General features: G+C 50.9%; 17 protein-coding genes, 17 tRNA genes and 1 other annotated feature. Of the genes, 15 read left to right on the top strand and 19 right to left on the bottom strand.

Annotated features, from left to right (window positions below; all coding sequences use genetic code 11):
- Positions 1-38 precede the first annotated feature (38 nt).
- A complete protein-coding gene (locus BLU70_RS10175; protein WP_176780881.1) occupies positions 39-1,193 on the bottom strand; it encodes a LacI family DNA-binding transcriptional regulator in 1,155 nt (384 codons plus the stop codon).
- A 355-nt stretch (positions 1,194-1,548) separates the two neighbouring features.
- On the opposite strand from BLU70_RS10175, the gene BLU70_RS10170 reads away from it, so the two are divergent.
- The 15 genes from BLU70_RS10170 to BLU70_RS10100 all read left to right on the top strand — a co-directional run bounded on the left by BLU70_RS10170 (position 1,549) and on the right by BLU70_RS10100 (position 19,928).
- Complete coding sequence (locus BLU70_RS10170) at positions 1,549-2,958, top strand: extracellular solute-binding protein (RefSeq protein ID WP_074693388.1); 1,410 nt, start codon at positions 1,549-1,551, stop codon at positions 2,956-2,958.
- Positions 2,959-3,109: 151 nt separating this feature from the next.
- Entirely contained in the window at positions 3,110-3,949 is an 840-nt protein-coding gene (locus BLU70_RS10165) for a carbohydrate ABC transporter permease (protein WP_052012397.1), read from the top strand.
- Between the two features lie 38 nt (positions 3,950-3,987).
- The gene (locus BLU70_RS10160; RefSeq protein WP_074693387.1) at positions 3,988-4,821 is read left to right on the top strand and encodes a carbohydrate ABC transporter permease; all 834 of its coding nucleotides are present in this window, start codon (positions 3,988-3,990) and stop codon (positions 4,819-4,821) included.
- A gap of 91 nt (positions 4,822-4,912) precedes the next feature.
- The gene (locus tag BLU70_RS10155; protein WP_074693386.1) at positions 4,913-5,785 is read left to right on the top strand and encodes a sugar phosphate isomerase/epimerase family protein; all 873 of its coding nucleotides are present in this window, start codon (positions 4,913-4,915) and stop codon (positions 5,783-5,785) included.
- Positions 5,786-5,800: 15 nt separating this feature from the next.
- Entirely contained in the window at positions 5,801-6,790 is a 990-nt protein-coding gene (locus tag BLU70_RS10150; RefSeq protein WP_100218688.1) for a Gfo/Idh/MocA family protein, read from the top strand.
- Positions 6,791-6,880: 90 nt separating this feature from the next.
- Positions 6,881-7,118 (top strand) — a binding site (T-box leader).
- Between the two features lie 60 nt (positions 7,119-7,178).
- Positions 7,179-8,864, top strand: coding sequence for a 2-isopropylmalate synthase (locus BLU70_RS10145; RefSeq protein WP_074693385.1), 1,686 nt, complete (start codon positions 7,179-7,181; stop codon positions 8,862-8,864).
- 193 nt (positions 8,865-9,057) lie between these two features.
- Complete coding sequence (locus tag BLU70_RS10140; protein ID WP_074693384.1) at positions 9,058-9,603, top strand: DUF4912 domain-containing protein; 546 nt, start codon at positions 9,058-9,060, stop codon at positions 9,601-9,603.
- A gap of 23 nt (positions 9,604-9,626) precedes the next feature.
- The gene (locus BLU70_RS10135; RefSeq protein WP_074693383.1) at positions 9,627-12,446 is read left to right on the top strand and encodes a 1,4-alpha-glucan branching protein domain-containing protein; all 2,820 of its coding nucleotides are present in this window, start codon (positions 9,627-9,629) and stop codon (positions 12,444-12,446) included.
- Positions 12,447-12,562: 116 nt separating this feature from the next.
- Positions 12,563-13,321, top strand: a complete 759-nt coding sequence (locus BLU70_RS10130) for a nucleotidyltransferase family protein (protein WP_074693382.1) — start codon at positions 12,563-12,565, stop codon at positions 13,319-13,321.
- Positions 13,322-13,429: 108 nt separating this feature from the next.
- Positions 13,430-14,431: a glycoside hydrolase family 15 protein gene (locus tag BLU70_RS10125; protein ID WP_074693381.1), complete on the top strand. Its 1,002-nt coding sequence runs from the start codon at positions 13,430-13,432 to the stop codon at positions 14,429-14,431.
- Positions 14,432-14,652: 221 nt separating this feature from the next.
- Positions 14,653-16,236 (top strand): spore germination protein, encoded by a 1,584-nt coding sequence (locus BLU70_RS10120; protein WP_244885179.1) that lies wholly within the window; start codon positions 14,653-14,655, stop codon positions 16,234-16,236.
- Entirely contained in the window at positions 16,233-17,450 is a 1,218-nt protein-coding gene (locus tag BLU70_RS10115) for a Ger(x)C family spore germination protein (protein WP_074693379.1), read from the top strand. Before BLU70_RS10120 ends, BLU70_RS10115 begins: the two co-directional genes overlap by 4 nt.
- The gene (locus BLU70_RS10110; protein WP_006447891.1) at positions 17,447-17,671 is read left to right on the top strand and encodes a hypothetical protein; all 225 of its coding nucleotides are present in this window, start codon (positions 17,447-17,449) and stop codon (positions 17,669-17,671) included. The genes BLU70_RS10115 and BLU70_RS10110 overlap by 4 nt, the downstream gene beginning before the upstream one ends.
- A gap of 15 nt (positions 17,672-17,686) precedes the next feature.
- Complete coding sequence (locus BLU70_RS10105; RefSeq protein WP_074693378.1) at positions 17,687-18,769, top strand: GerAB/ArcD/ProY family transporter; 1,083 nt, start codon at positions 17,687-17,689, stop codon at positions 18,767-18,769.
- Between the two features lie 49 nt (positions 18,770-18,818).
- Positions 18,819-19,928, top strand: coding sequence for a GerAB/ArcD/ProY family transporter (locus BLU70_RS10100; protein ID WP_074693377.1), 1,110 nt, complete (start codon positions 18,819-18,821; stop codon positions 19,926-19,928).
- A gap of 69 nt (positions 19,929-19,997) precedes the next feature.
- Here the strand turns inward: BLU70_RS10100 and BLU70_RS10095 are convergent, their stop codons facing one another.
- The 18 genes from BLU70_RS10095 to BLU70_RS10010 form a co-directional block, all read right to left on the bottom strand.
- Positions 19,998-21,314 carry an APC family permease gene (locus tag BLU70_RS10095; RefSeq protein ID WP_074693376.1) on the bottom strand — a complete coding sequence of 439 codons (1,317 nt, stop codon included), beginning with the start codon at positions 21,312-21,314 and terminating at the stop codon, positions 19,998-20,000.
- Positions 21,315-21,606: 292 nt separating this feature from the next.
- Positions 21,607-21,683 (bottom strand) — tRNA-Ile (locus tag BLU70_RS10090).
- Between the two features lie 3 nt (positions 21,684-21,686).
- Positions 21,687-21,763: transfer RNA gene (locus tag BLU70_RS10085), tRNA-Asp, on the bottom strand.
- Between the two features lies 1 nt (position 21,764).
- Positions 21,765-21,858: transfer RNA gene (locus BLU70_RS10080), tRNA-Ser, on the bottom strand.
- A 6-nt stretch (positions 21,859-21,864) separates the two neighbouring features.
- Positions 21,865-21,940, bottom strand: a tRNA-Glu gene (locus BLU70_RS10075).
- 36 nt (positions 21,941-21,976) lie between these two features.
- Positions 21,977-22,051, bottom strand: a tRNA-Val gene (locus BLU70_RS10070).
- Position 22,052: 1 nt separating this feature from the next.
- Positions 22,053-22,126, bottom strand: a tRNA-Gly gene (locus tag BLU70_RS10065).
- A gap of 65 nt (positions 22,127-22,191) precedes the next feature.
- Positions 22,192-22,266: transfer RNA gene (locus BLU70_RS10060), tRNA-Gly, on the bottom strand.
- Between the two features lie 57 nt (positions 22,267-22,323).
- Positions 22,324-22,398: transfer RNA gene (locus BLU70_RS10055), tRNA-Glu, on the bottom strand.
- 3 nt (positions 22,399-22,401) lie between these two features.
- Positions 22,402-22,477: transfer RNA gene (locus tag BLU70_RS10050), tRNA-Thr, on the bottom strand.
- Between the two features lie 5 nt (positions 22,478-22,482).
- A tRNA-Asn gene (locus tag BLU70_RS10045) sits at positions 22,483-22,557 on the bottom strand.
- A 3-nt stretch (positions 22,558-22,560) separates the two neighbouring features.
- Positions 22,561-22,636: transfer RNA gene (locus tag BLU70_RS10040), tRNA-Ala, on the bottom strand.
- Positions 22,637-22,641: 5 nt separating this feature from the next.
- Positions 22,642-22,721, bottom strand: a tRNA-Leu gene (locus BLU70_RS10035).
- Between the two features lie 42 nt (positions 22,722-22,763).
- Positions 22,764-22,840 (bottom strand) — tRNA-Pro (locus tag BLU70_RS10030).
- A gap of 4 nt (positions 22,841-22,844) precedes the next feature.
- Positions 22,845-22,921 (bottom strand) — tRNA-Arg (locus BLU70_RS10025).
- 3 nt (positions 22,922-22,924) lie between these two features.
- A tRNA-Gln gene (locus tag BLU70_RS10020) sits at positions 22,925-22,999 on the bottom strand.
- 52 nt (positions 23,000-23,051) lie between these two features.
- Positions 23,052-23,126: transfer RNA gene (locus BLU70_RS10015), tRNA-Thr, on the bottom strand.
- Between the two features lies 1 nt (position 23,127).
- A tRNA-Lys gene (locus BLU70_RS10010) sits at positions 23,128-23,203 on the bottom strand.
- Positions 23,204-24,037 lie beyond the last annotated feature (834 nt).

Here is a 24,037-nt window from a genome sequence, read left to right as displayed (position 1 = left end):
CGGTGGCCACCTCTTTGCAGGTTGGCCACATTTTTTGATCAGGTATTGGATTCCGAGCCGAGCGGTGGTGGACCCGACGAGCGACCGATAGACAGCTGACCAGGAAATTCGATGGCGACAGGAACGTCCCGAGGGCCGCACTGAATCAGCTGTAGCAGCAGTTCGACCGACGTTCTGCCGATACGCTCCTCCTGCTGTGCGATGTGGGTGAATTTTTGTTTTTCAATCCATGACGCAGGGCTATCGAAGCATGCGATCGTCAAGTCGTTTGGCACGCGAATTGCGTGCTTGGCACAAATGTCGTCCAGCATCGTGGCAAAGACGTGTTCCGTCGCAATCAGGGCCGTCATATTCTGGTGTGTCAAGATGAACTGCTCAATTTTTTCGTAAACCACTTTGCCGTCTGGCTTGTCGATCGCGCCTCCGGTCGGCAGATTACACATTCGCAAATCGGGATCAAATGGGATGTGCTCTGTCGCTAATGCCGACAAATAACCTGCAAACCGATCCTGTAGCGACGTAGTCACTTCGTCGGGGGGAGACAGGAAGCCAATCTGCTTATGACCTAGAGAAACAAGGTGTTTGGTTAATTCATAAGCTGCTGCACGGTTGTTTGTCGTGACAAAGGGAACAGGGATTTTATCCAGGCGTTTATCGACAAGTACCATTGGAAAGTGGTCAAGATGTAGCCGAAGGATCAGGTCGTTGTAGTACTCTCCGTTCACCGGAGTTACAAGGATTCCCTTTACTCCCTCTCGTAGGACCCTCTGAATGGCCGCACGTTCCGCCTCCTGTGAGTTATCTGTGAAGCTGATCACGACATTGAACCCCGCCCCTTCGGCCGTGGATATAACCGTTTTTAGGAGTTGAGTACCGAAAGCGGCAGATATTCCGGGCAGAATAAATGCGATTGAGCTCGTATTCGCAGAGCTGTTGTGTTCGTATCGCTCCATGTCCTCTTTGACGGCTGGGGGTGAGCTGGCAACAAACGTACCTTTCCCAGGGTAACGATGGATCAACCCCTCGTCTGCCAGACGCTTCAACGCCCGGTGGACGGTGATCCGGCTAACACGAAGTTGCTCTGATAACTGCTTTTCTGTAGGAAGCTGATCGCCGGGTGTCAACTCGTGACCCATGATGCGCTCGCGCAACCATTGCACAATTTCATCTTGAAGTGGGCTACCTGCGTTCATCCTCGCATCACATACCTTATCTTGCGACTTTGCGTAATCAGGAGCAAAAACACCGTTATGCTTGACATAGCTAAAGGACCACACAGGGACCCAAGTGACAATCGCTGTCACATTTGTATGCGGTTCAGATACATTTTTATGTTTATCGCTTTCGTCGCACACATTTGTGCAAAGTTCATCATAGACCTGGTATGAACATTGCATCGCCGTAATACATTCGTAACACAGAAGTGGATTACACCCAGAGATGCTGGCATGTAAACGGTTTCTATCGGTTGGCTGAGTAAATCGAATCTGTGTGCAGAAGCAACAAAGTAAACATTTGCAACACATTTTACAAAGGGAGGAACGGAAGATGAAAAAACGAACGGTTTGCATCGGTTCGTCTATAGTGCTCGCTTGCGCCGGCCTTTCTGGGTGTGCCACAAACAGCTCACATACTTCGCCCGCACAGACATCGCATCAGCAAGCCGCAGCAAGCACGACAAAACCACGAGTGATCACGGTGGCGTACCAACAGTTTGGAAATCCACCATATTTTAATCAGGAATGGCTGCAGCAAGCAGCACAACAGTTTGAGAAACAGTATCACGGTGTAACGGTCAAGTTGGAGCCGATAGAAGCCTCAGAAAATGACTTCTATACAAAGATTGATTTAATGATGAAATCGGCCAGCACAGCTCCCGACGTGGTGACGGAAGACACGTTTCTGATTAATGCCGATGGGTCCGCGGGATATTTGCAACCGTTAAATGCCGACGTGAAAAGCTGGCCCGACTGGTCTGAGTTCAGTGCGGCGATGAAGACCGGATCGACATCTAATAGCGGAGAGGTGTATGGAGTTCCATATAGTACTGACACTCGGGGGCTATATTACGACGTAAAGATTTTTAAGGAGGCGGGTCTTCCAGTACCATGGCATCCGAAGAACTGGAATGACGTGCTTAATGCAGCGAAAAAGATTAAAGAGAAAGTTCCTGGGGTCGTACCTCTGTGGATGCAAGTTGGCAAGGCCACTGGGGAAGCGACCACGATGCAGACGTTCGAGATGCTCTTATACGGGACGCACGATACGCTGTACGACGCCGCCAAGCATAAGTGGATTGTACAGAGTCCCGGCTTCTTAAATTCATTGAAGTGGATTCAAACTGTCTACGCGGATGGCCTCGGACCAAGTTTCTCACAAATTTTAAATGCCCAAGCTGGAAATATCGAGTCACAACAGCTCATGCCACAGCAAAAGATTGGCATAGCTTTAGACGGGAATTGGCTACCAGGATCTTGGCAGAAAAATGGACCGGCACCTTGGCCGGACGGGACAAAGGCATATCAGTTGACGGCGATGCCAACTGAATTTGGGCAGGCACCTGGATATACCTCAATGTCGGGGGGATGGGCACTCTCCATCTCGCATCTATCACAAAATAAGCAATTGGCGTGGGACTTTATTAAGATTGCCACAGATAAGAAGAACATGGAGTGGTATGACGTACATCAGGGAAATCTGGCACCGAGGAAGGACATTGCGAACGATCCAGCTTACGAAAATGCGCCTGGCCAGTTCTTTAAAGTAGCCACAAGTTTTGAGAAATTCACACACTTCCGTCCAGCCAACTCACAATATCCGAGTGTTTCTACACAAATTCAGGCGGCCGTTGAAGCTGTTGCGACTGGTGCACTTACGCCAGAACAGGCGATGCAACAATACGCGAACAACGTCCAACGAATTGTTGGCGCGAGTAACACGGAAACCGTGTCTAAATGACGTCACGACTGCAGTGGGCGCGGCAAAAGCCACGCCCTGACTGCGTCGCATAGGAGGTTGCATCATGGCTGTGCACGCCTTCGCCAAGTCTACGGGACGTCGAAATAGAGTCCCAGGCGGTGTGGGTCATCACAACGGGTGGCGAGCTATCATGTTCCTACTTCCATCTTGGCTTTTACTCGCAGTGTTTTTTTTCGTACCCATACTGCTCACCTTCTATTTTGCCTTCACAAATTTATCACTGACAGGTACTTCAAGTCTCGCAACTAAGTTTGTCGGTTTTCAAAATTTCGTTTCCATGTTTCAGGATCCGACATTTCGCATCAGCGTCATCAAGACCATTGTGTTCCTCCTATTTTCTGCGGTTATTGGTCAACAGGTGCTAGGATTGTTGCTCGCCGTTCTCATGAATGAACGTCATCGACTGTTTCGTAGTGCCATTGGTGTCTTGGTTATTGCCGGGTGGGTCACTCCAGAGATTGTAGTAGCATTCATCTTCTACGCCTTTTTTAGCGATGGTGGAACGCTTGATACCTTCCTTTCTGTGTTTCATGTCCAACCCATCGCTTGGCTGTACGCGTTTCCCATGGTATCTGTGATTATCGCAAACATATGGCACGGCACTGCCTTTTCCATGATGGTCTATCAGGCTGCACTGGGCGACGTCCCGAAGGAGATTCTTGAATCCGCAGCCATCGACGGTGCTGGTCGATTTCAGCGTTTCGTTCGAGTGACACTCCCCATGATCAAGGGTTCGATCGCGACCAATATGATGCTGATTACGCTACAAACGCTTGGCGTGTTCACACTCATCTATTCGCTGACTGGCGGCGGGCCGGGCAATCGCACCACGACATTGCCCATCTACATGTATCAGCAGGCGTTCAGTGACTATCAATTGGGTTATGGTACCGCGATTTCTCTCATCTTACTTATGATCGGCATTGTGGCGAGCTTCGTGTACCTGCGCATGTTGAAAGTGAAATTGTAAGGATTGCAGCGATACGACTAGACGAGGGAGGCGAGAGGATGAAGAAGTGGAATCGTGCCAAGGCAGATGCGGTCACCGTTCATGTGGTATTAGTGCTTATCGGCATTGCCTTTGTGGTCCCGCTATTGTGGATGATCTTCGCTGCGTTTGATGGCGACGCCACTCTAGCATTGCAGGTGCCACAGCATTGGACACTCGGCAACTTTTGGGCCATTTTGTCCGATCCCGCGAATCAGAGGGCATTTGTCAATGGTGTCATCATATCGCTTGGGCAGTCCATTCTGGTTGTCATTGTAGCCGGATTCGCAGCTTATCCGCTGTCTCGTTATCACTTAAAGTATAAGCGGCCATTTATGTATACAATCCTTTTTTCCACCAGCCTTCCTATCACGGCTGTCATGGTGCCTGTGTACGAATTGTTCGTGTTTCTTCACATCACGGATTCAATCTTTTGGACCACGTTGTTTTTGGCTGCTTCCGGATTGCCTTATGCAATATGGATAATGAAAAACTTTATGGACTCCGTACCTATTGAGCTTGAAGAAGCTGCATGGACAGACGGTGCGTCAGCGTTTTCTAGTCTGCGCAAGATTGTCGCGCCCCTGATGTTACCTGGCATATCAACGGTGGGTATTTTCACGTTTGCAGGAAGCTGGGGCAACTTTTTCGTGCCGTTTATCCTGATCCAAACGCCATCGAAATTACCGGCCTCAGTGACCATTTTCCAATTTTTTGGCCAGTACGGCAGCGTGGAGTACGGGAAATTGGCTGCATTTTCAATCCTGTATACAATACCAGCCGTTGTTTTGTACGTCCTAGGCCAACGCTACATGTCGACAGGTTTTCAGTTCGGCGGAGCAACCAAAGGATGACGTGCTGACGATGTGAAGGAGGTGACAAAGGTAACGTGATCGGGTTATGCCGAACCCAACACCATCGATTGTGCTAAGGAGGAGAAAAGGCATGCGAAATTTGATTGGGGCAAGGTTGTCACCTCAACTACAGGCGCAGGGTATCAAATTCGTGGCTAATCAATTTCGCGAAATGGGCCTAACCGCAATCGATCTACCTTCGTTGCAATCTATGCAAACCGCCGAGGAAGGAGATTTGTCGGGGCTCGAAATAGGGACTGTTGATCTCGCTGGCGTGTCCGGACTTCTATCGCCTCATGCCGAGGAGCGGGAACAGGCCACGGCAAGCATTTGTAGGCAGATCGAAGAACTGGCGACGTTTGGTGCAAAGACGGCTTTTGTATGCCTTGTTCCCCAAGCGGCTCACCAACCAATCTCTGAGTCTCTCGATTACTTCACAGAAACATTTCCCGTTGTTGCTGAGGCCTGTGAACGACATGAAGTACGCATCGCCATTGAAGGTTGGCCCGGGCCAGCACCCTATTACCCGACGCTCGGGTATACGCCAGAAGTATGGCGCGAGATGTTCCACAGGGTCCGTTCTCCATATATCGGTTTGTGCTACGATCCATCGCACCTTGTGCGCTTAGGAATTGATTATTTACGGGTGCTCGACGAGTTTCAGGACCGAATTTTTCACTGTCACGGGAAAGATACCGAAATTCTTAAGGATGGGCAGTATTTGTACGGCGGATTGCCAGCGCGACTTTCTATTCCAGAGCGCTTTTCGGAAGGATCTTGGCGCTATTGTATCCCGGGAACAGGTGAAGTGAATTGGGGGAAAATTGCGTCGAAACTGAGCCGGATTGGATACGGCGCGTGTGTCAGTATCGAACTAGAGGACATTCGGTTTTGGGGTAGCGCCGAAGATGAATTACGTGGTATTCAATGCGCTTTTCGACATCTTGCTCAGTATTTTGCGTAACCGGGGGAGATGGACATGGCAGCTGTCCGCGTACTATTGGTTGGAGCTGGTGGGATGGGAAGAGCCCATCTGCGCAACTTGCTCGCTTTACGTGACGTAGAAATCGCGGGAATCGTCGATCCCTCGTCGGCGGCGATTGCTACGACGAAACACATATCTGGGGCGGTGGAATCAACCCCTGAATTTTCCTCGTTAAAAGCCGCGCTGGAGGCGGTTCAGGCCGATGCGGCCGTGATTGTTACACCGCATGCAGAACATTTTGAGCAAGGTCAGATGTGTCTGCAACGGGGGTTGCATGTCTTGATGGAGAAACCGTTTGTGGCGGGTTCCGTCAATGCGAGGGCACTTATCGAGATGGCTCAACAGGCGGGACGTCATCTTGCTGTGAGCTACCAACGACGGTTACAGGGGCCATACGTATATCTTAAGACATTAATTGAAAGTGGAGAACTCGGCGAGATTCGCTATGCCACGGCATATCAGGCGCAGTCCTGGTTGGAATCCCAACGCGGCACGTGGAGGCAGAATCGAGAACTTTCTTGCGGCGGACAGTTGAATGATTCTGGATCGCATCTTGTTGACGTCATGTTGTGGCTCATCGGAAGGCAACCGAAATCTGTTTTTGCACATACCGACAATCGCGGCACCGAAGTTGATATCGACTCCGCATTAACCATTCGTTTCGAGCATGACGTCATTTGTACTCTTAACGTAGTTGGCAGTGCCTCTATCCAGTGGTGGGAAGACGTCGCAATCCACGGGTCTAAGGGAACCGCATTGTATCGCAATGGCGAACTTCTCGTGGCAAAAGGCGTACATTCGGAGCTACGTCCAGTCGCTGCCGAAGATTTGCCAGTCACAACAAATCCAGACGAGAATTTCATCGACCTTATCCTCGGACGAATCAGTGCACCTGCAGCGACGGCGGAAAGTGGTTATCAGGTTGCACGGCTCACGGAAGCTGCTTGGGAAAGCAGCGAGCAACAACGATGGATTGCTTTTTGACCACGCAGTTCGATGTGAGAGCAGTGTTGGCCAATTCGTCCCTTGACAATCCAAGCTTCATCACGCTACAGTTAATTCAACAGAATTGTGCGAAAAGTGAAGATTGGGAGTAGTAGAAACGTGGCCGGATGACAGAGAGCCGATGGGTGGTGCGAATCGGCAGAAGGCGCATTTTGAACTCGCCCATGAACTGCAGCCCGACATGTAGGGTGTGCCGTGATTCTCACGTTACAGGGATAGATGGTGTTTGCCATCAAGCAAAGTGGACTTTCTTCGTTGGAAAGTCAATTAGAGTGGTACCGCGAGCCAACTATGCCTCGTCTCTAACCGGAGACGGGGTTTTTTATTTAGTTGTTGGGACAAAGAGATGAAAAGGGAGTGGAACATCGTGAAAAATGTGAACAAGTATACCCGGCAGTACAGTGTGCCACCGGAATCGAGCTGGAATTGGGTGCAGAAGGAGTACATCGATAAGGCGCCTATTTGGTGCAGTGTGGATCTACGCGATGGCAATCAGGCGCTTGTCGTTCCGATGAATCTTGAAGAAAAGCTCGAGTATTTTCAGCTACTCGTGGATATCGGGTTCAAGGAGATTGAGGTTGGTTTTCCGGCTGCGTCTGATACCGAGTTTGTCTTTTTGCGGACCTTGATTGAACGCGATTTGATTCCCGATGACGTCACCATTCAAGTGCTCACACAGTCGCGTGAGCACATTATTCGCCGGACCTTTGAAGCGCTGACTGGTGCCAAACGAGCCATTGTCCATCTGTATAATTCGACGTCAATTGCGCAGCGCGAACAGGTATTTCGCAAGCCAAAGTCTGAAATCGTCGAGATTGCTGTTTCAGGTGCGGAGCTTTGTCAACAGCTGGCGGCCGAGACACCGGGTCATTTCCTATTTCAATACTCCCCAGAAAGCTTCACCGGCACGGAGGTCGAATTTGCACTGGACGTCTGCAATGCAGTCCTGGACGTTTGGAGGCCGACTGCAGAGCGTCCGGTTATCATCAATTTACCATCGACGGTCCAACTCTCCTTGCCGCACGTCTACGCGAGCCAAATTGAGTATATGAGCGCCCACCTTCGCGATCGTCAGCACGTCATTGTATCCGTACATCCACACAATGATCGTGGCACTGGTGTGGCCGAGGCAGAACTGGCGATGCTGGCGGGGGCGGATCGCGTGGAAGGCACCTTATTTGGCAACGGCGAGCGCACAGGCAATGTCGATATCGTCACGCTCGCACTCAATATGTTTTCACATGGTGTCGATCCGGGACTCCATTTTGAGAGTTTGCCGGAAATTCAGTCGGTGGTCGAACGCTTGACCAAGATGCAGGTGGGCAAGCGCCATCCATACGCGGGAGAGCTTGTCTTCACGGCATTTTCAGGCTCCCATCAGGATGCGATCGCAAAGGGAATGAAATGGCGTGAGGAAGAAGAGCGCGAATATTGGACCGTGCCATATCTCCCTATCGATCCGAAGGACATTGGGCGCGAGTATGAGGGGGACATCATTCGCATCAACAGTCAATCCGGCAAAGGTGGCATAGGTTACTTACTCGAGCAAAAATACGGTTTTGATCTGCCGCCGCGCATGCGTGAAGATTTGGGTTATACCGTGAAGGGAGTATCTGATCGCTTGCAAAAGGAGCTGTCGGTCGACGAGATCGCAGATATCTTTACTGAGCAGTTTGTCAACCTGGCGGAGCCTATTGCATTTTCGGATGTAAAAGCCGATGAGGGGCCGGGGCATCCCACCACACTGACCATACACACGAATGGGCAGACGCGTACCATCAGGGGATCCGGAAACGGGCGCCTGGATGCTGTGAGCAACGCTTTGCAGGCGAGCCTCGGCTTGCAGTACACCAATCTAACATATAAGGAGCATGCGTTGGAGGTCGGCTCAGGCTCCAGAGCCGTAGCTTACATTAGCATTGAGGATCCCGAGGGCACGACACACTGGGGATGCGGAATTGATACAGATATTATGAATGCTTCCATCAAGGCGTTATTCAGTGCGGTCAATCGCATGGTTGTGGCCATGCCAACTTTTGTTTTGCAGCATTGACAAATAGGGATAGACAGCCCGGTTGGCGGTGTGCCTGCCGGGCTGTCTCACATCGGATCTTCTCAATTTACCATCGAATCTATCGCATGAACTCTCGTACCTGCACATATGGTGTGAGTGAAGGTCTGTAGACGAGACAGCGAAAGTCTGCGAGGGCCAGTACACCAGTGGAGGAGTGGAGTCTACGAACACCGTGGAACGACAATTGTACAACGAAGATTGGATCGTCTCGTATCAACGAAGCCACATGTTTTGCCTTCCCATCCATCCTACCTGTTTGTTTGCGTATTGGTTTGTGACAGATGACTGGCGTCGGCTATGTGAGGAGCACTGGCTGTGCGACTGGTCGAACATGCCTCTTGCCATTTGTGTTTACGACGTCACGGGTGTCTGGTTCGATGGACACAACGCGCCGCTTATCCGCCAAGAGAACATTGGCGATACGTCCACCACGAATTGGTATATCCATAATCTCGTCCCCGGTCGCCATTATATCGTCGATCTCGCCGTTGACCGCCAAGGAGAGCTGTTCAGCCTCTTGCGCTCCAACATGGTTCCATTGCCGTCACGCGCCGAGTACGGAGTGCAGCCATCTGTGACATTCGCCGCGCCCTTATCGGTTTCTGCGAACAAGGAAACCGCCACAGATCTCAATGTCGTGAATGGTCAGGCTGTCATCAGTGGGCATCCTGGCTTGCGGTATGCAGATCAATTTGACGGTTATCATCTGACGCGCTGATCGAGAAAGGGACGAAGAAAGCTATGTCAAAGGGTTATCTCAACCTGGTTTTGCACGCTCATTTACCGTTTGTACGACATGTCGATCGCGATGATAGGCTCGAGGAACGTTGGCTTTTTGAAGCCATGACCGAGTGTTACATCCCGTTGCTTCAAGTCTTTCAGCAACTAGTCCGCGACAAAGTCGATTTTCGGGTCACGATCTCGCTCTCACCGACTCTTTTGTCCATGCTGCGCGATGCGCTCCTGCAAGATCGCTACAAGGAGCACCTAGATAAGTCGTTGAGGCTTGCTGAACTCGAGGTAGAGCGCACGCGAGGGGATGCGAAGTTTCATGCGCTTGCCAGGGCCTATCGACAGAAATTGCGCGACATTCAACAATTCTACGACGACTACCATGGCGACTTGGTGAGCGCATTTAGAGACCTGCATGCTACCGGTTGTATTGAACTCATGACGAGCGCTGCCACGCACGCGTTTCTGCCTTATATCCAGACTGAAGCGGCCATCCGCGCTCAAATTGCCACTGCAGTGACGACCTTTGAATCTTGTTTTGGCTTTCGACCCCCGGGCATTTGGCTGCCCGAGTGCGCGTACACGCCACGCGTTCTCGCGTATCTGCAGGAGTATTCCATTCGGTATTTCTTTGTCGACACCCATGCGTTCACCTCGGCCGAGCCACGTCCTGCGTTTGGTACGTTCTCCCCAGTTCTCGTTGGCAACAGTGGGATTGCCGCGTTCGCTCGCGATGAGGAATGCTCGCGCCAGGTTTGGAGTTCTGAACATGGCTATCCAGGGGATTATGAGTATCGAGAGTATTATCGCGACATCGGCTTCGATTTAGATGAAGCATACATCCAGCCATTTATTCATCCTGATGGGATTCGCGTCAATACCGGCTTTAAGTATTACCGGATCACAGGTCGAGGCGTCGACAAAGAGCCGTACGATCTCGCGCGTGCCCGCGAAAAGGCGTGCGAACATGCGGGCAATTTCATGTTCAACAGGCAACAGCAGTTGGCGTACATGCATGGCCAGATGGGGAGACTGCCTGTCGTGACGGCTCCCTACGATGCAGAATTGTTCGGACACTGGTGGTACGAGGGACCTATTTTTCTCGACGTGTTACTACGCAAACTTCATTTTGATCAAAGCGAAATCAGAACGATTACCCCTTCCGAGTACCTCGCGCTATACCCGGATTATCCTTGCGTCGACCTCGGCTTTTCTTCATGGGGGCGCAACGGCTACGGCGAGGTCTGGCTAAATGGGACCAACGATTGGATGTATCCAGCATTGCATGAGTGTGAAAGGCGGCTTACGAGGAGTGCCAATCGCTCGGAACAAGAGTCGCCTCTGGTGCAGAGGGCGCTCAATCAAGCTGCGCGCGAGTTAATGCTCGCCCAAAGCAGTGACTGGTCGTTCATCATGGATCAGCGCACAAGCGTGAATTATGCGGTTTCTCGTTTCAAACAACACATCAACCGATGCTTGGCTCTTTTGGACATGGTAGAGGCAAAGCATGTCGACATGGACTTCCTGCAACAAGTGGAGTCCATCGACAACCTTTTTCCGGAGATCGACTATCGACTCTATCAATCATCTAGCCATATCGGGGTTCAAGCCATTGAAAAGAATCATCCAACTGACCCACCGAGATCAATATTGATGCTGTCCTGGGAATTCCCTCCCATCTCGGTTGGGGGCCTGTCGCGTCATGTTTACGATCTCGCCCGTGCCATGGCAGCACAGGGAGTCGATGTCCATGTCATCACGCTTGGTGGTGGCGACAGTCCACTGGAGGATACGGTTGATGGAGTGCACGTCCATCGCGTCAGCGTGCGTCAACCCGATGGCAGATCGTTCATCGATTTTGCGTTTCAGATGAATCTTGCGATGCTCGATCGTGCGTTGGAGCTCGCCGAGAATGGACTGGTCGTCGACGTTATTCACGCGCACGATTGGCTCGTCGCCGATGCGGCGAAGACATTGAAACAACGCTGGCGACTGCCACTCATTGCGACGATTCACGCCACCGAGCACGGCCGCAACCATGGTATCTATACGGATACACAGGCTTACATTCATCATCGCGAATGGGTGCTCACCTATGAGGCAGCGCGCGTGATCGTCTGCAGTTCGTATATGCAAAGCGAGGTGCAGCGGCTGTTTGCGCTCCCATCTGACAAGGTACGGCTTCTGCCAAACGGAATCCAGGTTTCGTTGCCTGCAGCGGGTTGGATGCCTGGTGTGCATGAAGAAAAGGACGGAAAAAGCGCCACGGTGGTCTTTGTGGGGCGTCTTGTGCGCGAAAAGGGCGTCCAGCATTTACTCGACGCTGCGCCAGCCATTTTACGGGCATTCCCCAACACCCGATTCGTCATCGTCGGGCAAGGGCCGATGCTCAGCGAATTGGAGCAACAGTGCCACAAGCTAGGGATCGATCCGTACGTCGAGTTTGCTGGGTATGTGGATGACGAGTACCGGAATGATTTGCTGCAAACGGCTTCCGCGGTCGTTGTGCCAAGTTTGTATGAGCCATTTGGCATCGTCGCATTGGAGGCTATGGCTGCCGGCACACCGCTCGTCGCGTCGGACGTCGGTGGGCTGTCCGACATCGTCGATCACGATCGCAACGGGTTAAAAGTCTACCCAGGCGATGCCCAATCCATCGCGCAACAGGTGTGCCGCTTGCTTGGCGATCCGGCACTGCGCCGTCGTTTGCGTGAAACAGCAAGTGCAGACCTCGCCCGTTTTGACTGGCAAAGCATCGCAAAGGCCACGCAGCAAATCTATGAAGAAGTCGCAACCAAACGCGAGAGGCAAGCCATTGGTGTGGAGTGACAAAAAATTTTGGTTTGTCCAAAAATGCAACCGGATACGTGAGTCATAGCAGGAATTCTGCATGTGTATATTGCCACATCACGAGATTTTGAGTTGAACAGCAAAGGGGTATGACCATGCGCGCAGTGATTATGGCAGGCGGCCAGGGGACGAGATTACAGCCTTTAACGAAGCGATTGCCAAAACCGATGTTACAGCTACTGGATCGGCCTATGATGGAGTATGTCGTCGAACTGCTGGCAGCTCACGAGATCCGAGACATCACGATCACTGTGTGTTACTTGGCGGCACACATTCGTTCCCACTTTGGTGATGGATCAAAATGGGGCGTGCGGATCGATTACCATGAGGAGATCCATCCACTCGGAACGGCGGGTGGCATTAAGCCATTGCGGCCGAAACTTGACGACACATTCATCGTGATGAGTGGAGACGGACTCACTGACTTTGATTTATCGAAGGCTATCGCCGCCCACCGAAAGCGGCGTGTTCCTGTGACCATACTCTTAAAACAAGTCGCTTGCCCGCTTGGCTACGGCGTCGTGTCGACGGACGATAGTGGATGCATCACGCAGTTTATAGAAAAACCCAAAACGTTTATACAAGGGAAGAACTATTGGATCAATACCGGAATTTACATTCTTGAGCCAGAAGTTTTGGATTATGTTCCTGAGAATCGCTCATTTGATTTTGGAAAAGAACTGTTTCCCATGTTGCTGAAGTCTGGTGTCCCGTTGTATGGATATGCAGCAGATGGTTACTGGTCAGACGTCGGAACGCTGCAGCAGTACTACCAGTCGCAAATCGACATGCTGCAAGGCAAAGTCCGTATCCATTTGCCCGTTGAAGTACAAGTGCCTGTTGAACTCGCGTAATGCCTTAAGAGTGTTGTTGTATAACAACGAGACCTGTAACAAGTGCCCAAATATTGCACGCCCTCCTTTCCAAGTGCTTAGTGTAATGGGGAAGGGAGGGCGTTCTTTATGCGAGAACGTGTACAGCAAGGCCTGGACAGTTTGCGTAGACAGAACGGTCTTTACCTAGCCAGCCCATCCGACACCTATCACTTCATTTGGATTCGCGATAACTGTTATGTTTCTTTATCGAAATTGGATCAAGATGACGATGAGTACGAGCAGATGTACCACAGTATATTCGACATATGGAAAAAATACGCTTGGAAAATTGCGTTTCATGCCGACCGGCGTCCGGAGGCAGTCTATCAATATATTCACCCGAGATATACGGCAGATACTTTGGAAGAAATTCATGAACCATGGGGCAATGCACAGAATGATGCCATCGGCCTCTTCTTGTATGGTATTGGCACCGGCCTGCAGCGAAATCGATCCATGTTGCGTGACACAGAGGACGCAAACCTGGTGCGGCTATTGATCCGCTACCTGAAAACGCTTGCCTACTGGAGCGACAAGGACAATGGAATGTGGGAGGAAACCGTCGAATTACACGCGAGCAGCGTAGGCGCATGCGTGGCCGGGTTACTTGCCGTCAAACCGTTCTTTGATGTCGATTTCCCTACGATTCGTGAGGGTATGGTGTCCCTTTGGCGACTTCTCCCCCAGGAAAGCGCGACGCATGACGTCGATTTGGCTCAACTAAGCCTCGTGTATCCGTACCGCCTGCTACCTAAACAGATCGCCCGCGCGATCGTTCAGCGTGTGGAAAACCACTTGTTGCGCGAGTATGGAGTCATTCGGTACGCGGGTGATCGTTATTATGCCGATAACGGGCGGGAAGCGGAATGGTGTATGGGATTACCTTGGTTGGGTTTGTGTCACGCGACGCTTGGCAATGGCGATGCGGCCCGTAGGTACTGGGAGTGGACGCAAAGGGTCATGACACCAGAAGGTTTGATACCAGAGTTGTATCTCCCAGTTCAGCGGATGCCGAATGAGAATACACCGCTTGGTTGGGCGCATTCTCTGTATGTAATTTTGGATAGGCTGGTAAACCAGTTGCCATAAACGGCCGTTGCGTCCATGGGTACAAATTGTGGATAGGTTGTTGGGGCTCGATGATTACATCAGGTGGCCTGGATGAAACCAGGTTGCCTGATGTTTTTTTGTAGGATGTTGTAGTAACTGGTGTAAAGCGCTGGGGTCGAGGTTTGACACTTTGGCAATTGTGTATTTTGCATGGCAAATATACACATTCTATGGCAAGTCAGATGTCGGGAGGGGATATCGTGTTTGCACGATTTCGCCGAGTGAAGAGTGTTCAACCTACAAGCTCTGCGATGACGGCTATGGGTTGGAGTGAAACCATTGCAGACGGCGATGTGCAGATACCGGATCGTTCAGATGTCATGCGAGCATGGCTTGATGCGGAATGGGGCCACTGTAGTGACTTGCAGACGCGTGAACTGGAGGTGGCCGGGGAAAACATCACGTTAGTCTGGTTGCGTGGATTGGTCGATTTGGTGCGTTTGGAAAGTGGGATTCTTCAACCACTCGCGCAAGTGTCGCGCCGTCGTATCCAAATGAACGAACTTGTGTCCATTCTGCACACAGTGAATGTACGCGAAATTTCAACGAAATCCCAGTTCAATGCGGCTGTTGCCGATGGTCAGGTCGTGCTCTGGATGCGGGGGAAATCTCAGTCACTGGTACTTGACGTGAGTGATGCCCCAGGGCGTTCGATTAACAAGGCTGAGAATGAACCAACGCTGGAGGGTCCTCAAGAGGCATTTATCGAACAGCTTGACAAGAATCTTGCGTTGTTGCGCAAACGCATACGAAGTCCGCGGCTTAAAGCGGTATCTGTAAGAGTCGGGGAATATTCCAACTCAACAGTCTGTGTGGTGTATATCGAGGGAATAGCTAAACCCACATTGGTGCAAGAGGCCATACATCGGATTCACAACATTTCGGTCGATGGCCTTAATGATATTAATAAATTGCGTGAACTGATAGGGGATGCGCCATTTACACTATTTCCGACTACAGAAGAAACAGAACGGCCGGATCGAGTGTGCGGAAACCTGTTACAAGGCAGGATTGCAATTATGGTCGATGGTTCGCCGAATTGTTTGCTTGTTCCTGCCCAATTCATTCACTTCCTAGTGGCGGTCGATGATTATTACTTTCATTACACATTGACACTTTTTATCCGGATGCTCAGACACGTTGCCTACTGGACATCGCTGTTGCTGCCAGCGTTGTATGTCGCACTTTTGTCCTACAATCAAGACCTGCTTCCCACGCCACTGCTTGTCACTGTGGCAGCGCAACACCGAGGTATTCCATTCCCGACAATTATTGAGGCGTTGCTTATGTTGATGGTTTTTGAGGTTTTACGTGAAGCGGGCACGCGGTTACCAAGAGCCGTAGGTCAATCTGTAAGTATTGTGGGCACGCTCATTGTCGGAGATTCAGCCGTGCGTGCAGGTCTCGTGTCTCCTGGAATGGTTATCGTCATTGCGGGCACGGGGGTAGCCTCATTTGCCTTGCCAGCATACGGATTCGTAAATTCCAGTCGGCTGATACAATTTGCATTTGTCGTTGCAGCTGGGATATGTGGTCTGGTTGGGATCCTAATCCTTTCACTTATTCTTGTCACACATCTGGTATCGCTTCGATCGTTTGGTGTGCCTTATATGGCGCCAATCGCACCTTTCAGCTGGTCGGACATGAAAGACATGTTTATTCGGGCTCCTTGGTTTGCTATGAAACGCCGTCCTACACACTTAGAGACCGTGAACGAAGTGAGTAACCGAACGCCAGTGCCGAAACAGAAAAAAGCGTCCGGTTGGGATTTGAGCGAGTCATGATGCGGGAAGCGCGTTGGGCGCCGAGGCGTGCAGTTGTCATTGTCAAGGTTGTTCTCTCTGCCTTTCTCTTACCTGGGTGCTACGACATTCGTGAAGTAGATGACATGAACCTAGTACTTGCGTTAGGTATCGATGAGACAAGGGATCACCATGTCAGTGTGACAGCCGAGTTCGTCAATCCCGCGAGTACACCTTCGTCCAGTGATGGGGGATCAAGCTCGAGCGGTAGTCGACAGCCGGTGATTGTACGACAAGAAACGGGAATTTCCATCGAAGATGCAATAGGTAAATTCGAAAGGGAAATTCCGCATTCTGTATATCTTGCGCAAAATATGTTGGTTTTGTTTGGCGAGACCTATGCGAGAAACGGCATTGACCGGGCGTTGGACTACTTTGAGCGCGATCGAGCTTTTCGCCGCAATCAACTGTTCCTCGTGACACCGGATTCGGTTACCGACGTGCTTTCAGCTTCAGTCGATCCTGAGCCACTTAATGCATTAGGCATACGTGAGCTTGTGGAACAGTCCTCTACAGAGTTGCGTTTCGTGCAGTCGGAACAACAGCACGTGATGGAAGAATACCTATCGCCTTCGCAAGCGCCTGTGATGGCCTTAATAGGACTGAATCAATCGGGGCATCCAGTTCTTCAAGGTGTAGCTATCTTCCGTGCTGATCACATGGTGGACACCTTGTCCGTTGACGAAATGCAAGGGTTGGGTTGGCTGCTCGGGAGAACACGTCAAGTTGCGTTGCGGATGCCTTGTACCGGGGCGGGAGATGGGACTGGCACAACCATTCGGATTCTTGGGTCAAAGACCCGTTTTTACGCAAGACCCGATCGCGGCAATTTAAGCGTACATCTGCACGTGGACGCGCGGGCAGAGATTGAGCAGTTATGTCCGCATGAGAAACTGGACGATGTAAAGCTAAAACAACTCAATATCATGGCTTCGTCAGAGATTGAGCGCAGCATGCGAAACGCGCTTCTAAAGCTCCAAGAAGACGATGTAGATGTGTGCCAATTTGGTAAACGAATATTCTTACAAAGTCCAGACTATTGGCGAAAAGTGAGCCCCACTTGGCTGTCTTCTTTTCCGAAAATATCTGTGGAGTGTAGAGCGAACGTCCAGATTGTTCGCGCCAACTTGTCATTGAATACTCCGGAGTCGACCGTTTCACGCAGCGGAAAAACAACGGCGGAGGTGGCACAGTGATCTGGTTATCGCTTGTGGCGTCTCTATCGATGGTCGTGATCGATTGGTCGTCGTTACGAACGGCGAAACGCCGTGAAGTCGTGCTTTATATAGGGCTTATAGGTATATCGTTTGGCATGGCGGTGGGTTATGAGATGCATCTATTCTCAAAAGTTCACTTACTGGCTCCGATCGATGCATTATTTCGTCCACCAACGAAGTGGTTATATCACATTTTGTAGAAGGTGGGTGGTTAGTTGTCCGATATCCGAATATCAAGAACACAACTGATTACAGCTCTGATATGGTGCGTAGTTGGTACAGGGATCGTCGCCATTCCAACAGCCATAGCCCAGTTTACTGTTCGTGACGCTTGGATAAGTACCATGCTTTTCTCTATTGGAGGGGGCTTGGTGGCCTTGGTCACGGCCGTCTTCACGAGATTCTTTCCGAAACGCTCCTTGACACACGCTCTGGTCGATGCTTTGGGCCCGTGGGTAGGGCGTGCGTTTGCCATCTGGTTCTTGGCAGGGCTATACATTACAAATTGCACCGTCGTTCGCGAGGCTGAGGTGTTTATTGGGACGACGATTCTACCAAAAACGCCGGAGTATGTATTAGGAGCTTTCGCTTTGGTTGCTGTTGTATATGCGGTCTACATGGGTATAGAAGTGGTTATGCGTGATGCGGAGTTCATTACACCATTGGTCATGTTGATAGCACCCATCCTTTTTGTTTTATCCATGCAACACATGGACATTCACGAGGTGCTCCCTGTGTTAGCCGATGGGTGGACACCCGTTCTACGCGGGGGCGTTGTTTCGATCCTTGTATATGCATTGGAAATGATCATTGTCCTCCAATTTAACCCATTTGTATATCGTAGCCAATCAGTGGCAAGGGATATTTGCATTGCAACCGTAATAATTACTGTTGTCTTAACGACGTTTACGATTCTGACGATAGGTGTAGTGGGTTCTTCGACACAATACTTAAGTTACCCGGTGCTAGAGGCTATCCGAACCATTCGCGTGGGCCGTTTTCTTGAACGAATGGACACTCTATATGTGATTGCGGTGATTACAACCATATTCATTAAAATGGCAGTCTGCCACTATGCATGGTGTACTGGCATGAAGGACGTATTTCGATTGTCGTCTCATCGTGTGACTGTCTTTCCGGGAGCTTTATTGGTATGGGGCGGTGCAAACGTATTGTTTGCGGATGCCGATGACGTGCAACAATTCATTTTTTATACAGGTCCAGCTTACGCTGTATGCACGCTCCTATTGATGCCCATGCTTGCTGTGTTCGTGCACAAGGTGAGGAGAAATTCGTAGCGACAAGGTCAACCTACGTATTCAGGAATTCATTTGAGGGCGGTGGACCATGACTAAGGCTCAAATTTCACGAAATCAATTTATTATCGCTTTAATTTGGTGCATTCTTGGCACTGGAATAGTCACCGTTCCCGCGGCGGTTGCACAATTTACCGTACGCGATGCATGGATCAGTAGCTTGTTATTCTTGATTGGTGTGTGCGCTGTTGTAATTGTCACATGGATGTTCGCCCGCTCTTTTGCAAATCGGTCATTCACCAGCGCCGTTGTGAGAGCTTGCGGTCCATGGGTTGGACGCATTCTTGGAGTTTGGTTTTTGATCTGTTTGTACGTTACAAATTGCACCGTTGTTCGAGAAGCGGAAATTTTCGTTGGAACCACCATTCTGCCCAAGACACCTGAATATATGGTCGGCGCGTTCGCCATGTTGGCAGTCGTCTATGCAGTTTATATGGGCGTGGAAGTCGTGATGCGCGATGCTGAGTTCATCACGCCATTAGTGATGCTTATCGCACCCATCTTGTTCTTTTTATCAATGCAGCATATGGACGTTCATGAATTGCTGCCAGTGCTTGCTGATGGCTGGACGCCAGTGTTACGAGGGGGCATCGTATCGAACTTCGATTATGCGCTGGAACTGGTCATTGGCCTTCAATTCATTGTATTTTTGCGAAATACGCGGTATGCAGCACGCGATGTTGCGGTTGCCGGTGGATTGGCTACAGTTATCTTAACGCTTGTGACGGTTCTCACTATTGGCGTCGTCGGACCATCGACTCATTACTTGAGCTATCCGGTATTGGAGGCCGTCCGTAATATTCGAGTCGGGAGGTTTCTTGAGCGTCTCGATACGTTGTATGTGATCGCCGTAATTTCGACCATCTTTGTAAAGGTTGCTGTCTTCCACTACGCATGGTGTATCGGAATGAAAGATTTATTTCGCCTGTCCTCGCACCGTGTTACGACACTGGCAGGAGGGATGTTGGTATGGTGTGGGGCGACGGTTCTGTTCAGCAGTTCGAGCGATGTTCAATACTTTATCTCATATACGGTTCCTGTTTATTTCTTCGTCACGTTTCTCGCCATCCCGCTACTGTCAATCGTCGCAATGGCCATTAAATCGAAGCGAAAGCGCCTGACGACAGTTCAAGACGAATGAGGGTGAGGGGACGGTTTCCCTCACCCATAGGCTAACAAACACATTCGGATGCACAGCGTGATCGCCCTCTTAACCGGCATTGCGAGTCGGTTGTTGATCCCTATCATGCCCGCTCGACTTGGCCTGTGTACGGCGACTGATTCCGTATAGCACCATCCCAATGGCCAGGGCTGCCAGTGCAAGCAAAAGCTGACCCGCGGTTTCTTGACTCAGCAGCCAAATGCACAACCCGGCTGCAATAGCCGGAATGGCGACGCCAAAAGGGAGTCGGAAGGAACGCAACTCGTTTTTCGCGCGAAAACGAAGGACAATGACGGAAACACAGACGGCGAGATACTCGTACAGGCGCGCAGCGACATTAAGCATAAGCAAATGCTCAAACGTGCCCGTGACGCTAAGTATAATGACAATCACGCCCGTCACCCAAATCGATACGATAGGCGTTTGAAAGTGGGGCGAGATCTTCGCCAGGATCCCCGGCAGTCCTCGACGCAGGGATAGCGCGTAAAGGATGCGTGGAGCCGTTAGAGCGACACCACTCTTGGTACCCAGAATGGACAAAACAGCTCCAATGGTCATCACGGTTGCTCCACCCAGAAACATGTTGCGTCCAGCGTCCGCAAGCGGCGTAGCCGACGTAGCGAGGGACGGATCGAGTTTCACAGCGGCTTCTTGAATGAGCAAATAGAACAGCGTGACGCCTACTAATGTACCAATTACGCCGATCACGGCCGACTTGCGTGGGTGAACCATTTCACCTTGTTGTACCGTCGCCATTTCGAAGCCACCATACGCATAAATCAAGACAAGCACCGCCTTGCTAATCTGCGGAGCGCTGTGGGCCAAAGCAGATGCAGCAGGCGTGTGATGCTCATATATAAATAGCCCAACGATCACGAGCAATGCCAGTGGTATCAGCTTGACGATAGAGAAGAAAATGACTGCCCAAGAGCCTTTGCGAACACCCAGCGAATTCAGCAAGCACAATGCCACGATAACTCCTGCAGCAATCCAGTCTTTCGCCGGGGCTAAGCTTGGAACAAGTGAAGTCACATAGCCCATAAGCCCATTTGAGAGTGCGGCCCAACCGACGATTAACGTTAGCCAACTCATCCATCCTACACTCGCCGCGATCGTTTGACCCATCGCTCGTTCGGCATACATGTATGAACCACCAGTTTCATTGAACATGCTGCTAGCCTCAGCAAACGAAAGGCCAATCATAATTGCGACAAGTCCTGCGATTAAATATGACCACGGCGCTTGGTGGCCTGCTAGTGCAGACACTTGACCGGGCAGCAGGAATATACCTCCACCGATCACGCCATTCATGCCGATGAATAGCACTTCGGGCGTACGTAAAGCACGCTTTAACCCCTCTTGCACGTCACTCACCTCATATGCATAAATTCTTAGAAGAGTACAAGGGATTATCCTACAACGGATTTGTTGCCTTGGCAACACGCAAGCTTAAAGTAGTCGCTTTCAAGACGTCAAACAGCAGGGGGATGTAGTTGAGTAGAGCTGCGTGGTGAAATGCAAGTAAATCGAGCCCGGAGCACAGGGGAAAAATCAACTCTAATTTCGTTTGGGGAAGGGGGACATATATCGCTTACTCTGTATTTATATCTTTAAATGAAAAAGGCTGTCATACTGATTCGTATGACAGCCTTAGATTTGGTGCGCCCAGGTGGATTCGAACCACCGACCTCACGATTATCAGTCGTGCGCTCTAGCCGACTGAGCTATGGGCGCAAGTGGCGGAACTGACGGGATTCGAACCCGCGATCTCCTGCGTGACAGGCAGGCATGTTAGGCCTCTACACCACAGTTCCATGGCGGAGTGAGAGGGATTCGAACCCTCGATACGGCTTTTGACCGTATACTCGCTTAGCAGGCGAGCGCCTTCGACCTACTCGGCCATCACTCCATCTGATGGTGACCCTAAGGGGATTCGAACCCCTATTACCGCCGTGAGAGGGCGGCGTCCTAAACCGTTAGACGATAGGGCCTTACTGTCAGAACCAATTGACGGTCCCAATTACAGTTGGTGCGGCTGACAGGAATCGAACCTGTGGCCCCCACCGTGTCAAGGTGGTGCTCTCCCTCTGAGCTACAGCCGCATGGAGCGGGTGAAGGGAATCGAACCCTCGCTCTCAGCTTGGGAAGCTGATGTTCTACCATTAAACTACACCCGCAGGCATGTGAAAATTTCTCTCCGTACCCGCCGCACATAAGCTCGGCGGGGCAGAGTAAGAAATCATGGAGCGGAAGACGGGATTCGAACCCGCGACCCTCGCCTTGGCAAGGCGATGCTCTACCCCTGAGCCACTTCCGCGCAAGCACTTATCAATTCTACACATAACCTACGAGTTTCGTCAAGTGGTAATTTTCATGGTGACCCCAGCGGGATTCGAACCCGCGTTACCGCCGTGAAAGGGCGGTGTCTTAACCACTTGACCATGGGGCCACGTGGAGCTCCCAACCAGGCTTGAACTGGTGACCTCATCCTTACCATGGATGCGCTCTGCCAACTGAGCTATGGGAGCATGTTTGGCTCCCCGAGTAGGATTCGAACCTACGACCCTCCGGTTAACAGCCGGATGCTCTACCGCTGAGCTATCGAGGAAAGTGGTGGAGGTAGACGGATTCGAACCGACGACCCCCTGCTTGCAAGGCAGGTGCTCTCCCAGCTGAGCTATACCCCCACGAATCCCGGAGGCCGGACTCGAACCGGCACGGTTTCCCGCACGATTTTGAGTCGTGTGCGTCTGCCAATTCCGCCACTCCGGGTAATCTGAATATTGACTTTTCAGCTTGTACAACCACTGAAACTGGTCGGAGCAGCGGGATTCGAACCCACGACCTCCTGCTCCCAAGGCAGGCGCGCTACCAAGCTGCGCTATGCTCCGATGATGGCGTGCCCTGAGAGATTCGAACTCCCGACCTTTTGATTCGTAGTCAAACGCTCTATCCGGCTGAGCTAAGGGCACGTGTGGCTGGGGAAGAAGGATTCGAACCTTCGCATGACGGTACCAAAAACCGTTGCCTTACCGCTTGGCTATTCCCCAACAACGATTATTCAAGGTTAGAGGGCAACACATTAAAATTGCCCCCTAATTATGGAGCCACCTGTCGGATTCGAACCGACGACCTGCTCATTACGAGTGAGCCGCTCTACCCCTGAGCCAAGGTGGCATGGTGAGCCATGCTGGATTCGAACCAGCGACACCCTGATTAAAAGTCAGGTGCTCTGCCAACTGAGCTAATGGCTCGCATCAACTTGTTATCGTTGCGCACTGGGTAATCTAACACGTATCTTGCACCAAGTCAAGCATTCAAAACAAATTTCTTTAAAAACCGGCGTTCGGCACGTCTTGTTCTATAGTCAGTCGTCACCATCCTTACATCTAAGTATCGCATTCACCTACCGAATAACGTCCACTTAGAATGCACATCGGGGGAAAGGTTATACATGATGGTTTGGAATTAATCTACAGTCACCTGTGTTGCCGAAAACAAGAACCATCTCGGTGGCATTTGAGGTGCGTTGCGAGCTTGTTGCTGCATGAAGTGTAATGTTCACGTCTGATCAACCATCTTGGACGTAGGCAGCGTTCCTTTGCTGAAAAGGAATCAAGGCGTTTCGCCAACATGGCTTTACCCGTCACCTTGGCTTTTATGTGTTTGAGCGTTTGATATAACGATTAGGCCTATAGCGTTGCATCGAAGTAAAAGTACTCATTGCTATGAATTGTAGAACGGAAGTGGACAATTCCTCTCGCTGTCAGAGAGTCTTTGGGGTCTTTAAGGCGCAAGCCCAGGGCGAATTGTGGTCTGGGTTTTCCACATGATAAGTTGCGGGCTTCCCGACTGAAGAAAATGCGGTGAAAACTTCCGGGCACTTAATTACAAAGGGCACCTCATTGGACGGCTGGGTGAATAGCCGTGCAACATTTAATAGGAGGTGCCGAATCCGTTCGTGGGGTGGTTCATAGCTTCCGGATCTATTTGCTAAGAAAATCGCACTAGACAATCTCCTTCCTGCGTAGTATAGTAGTCGATGCCGCTGCGGACGGCGCAGTTTGCGACGCCCGGTGGCCAGTCGG

It is taken from the genome of Alicyclobacillus hesperidum, assembly GCF_900107035.1.
GTDB classification, from domain to species: Bacteria; Bacillota; Bacilli; order Alicyclobacillales; family Alicyclobacillaceae; genus Alicyclobacillus; species Alicyclobacillus hesperidum.
This window is presented reverse-complemented; position numbering and strand designations above follow the sequence as displayed.

What these genes read in the sequence shown, in the direction of transcription:
- BLU70_RS10175 (WP_176780881.1), bottom strand. Translation starts at nt 1,193, where the DNA reads ATGAACGCAGGTAGCCCACTTCAAGATGAAATTGTGCAATGGTTGCGC.
- BLU70_RS10170 (WP_074693388.1), top strand. Translation starts at nt 1,549, where the DNA reads ATGAAAAAACGAACGGTTTGCATCGGTTCGTCTATAGTGCTCGCTTGC.
- BLU70_RS10165 (WP_052012397.1), top strand. Translation starts at nt 3,110, where the DNA reads ATGTTCCTACTTCCATCTTGGCTTTTACTCGCAGTGTTTTTTTTCGTA.
- BLU70_RS10160 (WP_074693387.1), top strand. Translation starts at nt 3,988, where the DNA reads ATGAAGAAGTGGAATCGTGCCAAGGCAGATGCGGTCACCGTTCATGTG.
- BLU70_RS10155 (WP_074693386.1), top strand. Translation starts at nt 4,913, where the DNA reads ATGCGAAATTTGATTGGGGCAAGGTTGTCACCTCAACTACAGGCGCAG.
- BLU70_RS10150 (WP_100218688.1), top strand. Translation starts at nt 5,801, where the DNA reads ATGGCAGCTGTCCGCGTACTATTGGTTGGAGCTGGTGGGATGGGAAGA.
- BLU70_RS10135 (WP_074693383.1), top strand. Translation starts at nt 9,627, where the DNA reads ATGTCAAAGGGTTATCTCAACCTGGTTTTGCACGCTCATTTACCGTTT.
- BLU70_RS10130 (WP_074693382.1), top strand. Translation starts at nt 12,563, where the DNA reads ATGCGCGCAGTGATTATGGCAGGCGGCCAGGGGACGAGATTACAGCCT.
- BLU70_RS10125 (WP_074693381.1), top strand. Translation starts at nt 13,430, where the DNA reads ATGCGAGAACGTGTACAGCAAGGCCTGGACAGTTTGCGTAGACAGAAC.
- BLU70_RS10115 (WP_074693379.1), top strand. Translation starts at nt 16,233, where the DNA reads ATGATGCGGGAAGCGCGTTGGGCGCCGAGGCGTGCAGTTGTCATTGTC.
- BLU70_RS10100 (WP_074693377.1), top strand. Translation starts at nt 18,819, where the DNA reads ATGACTAAGGCTCAAATTTCACGAAATCAATTTATTATCGCTTTAATT.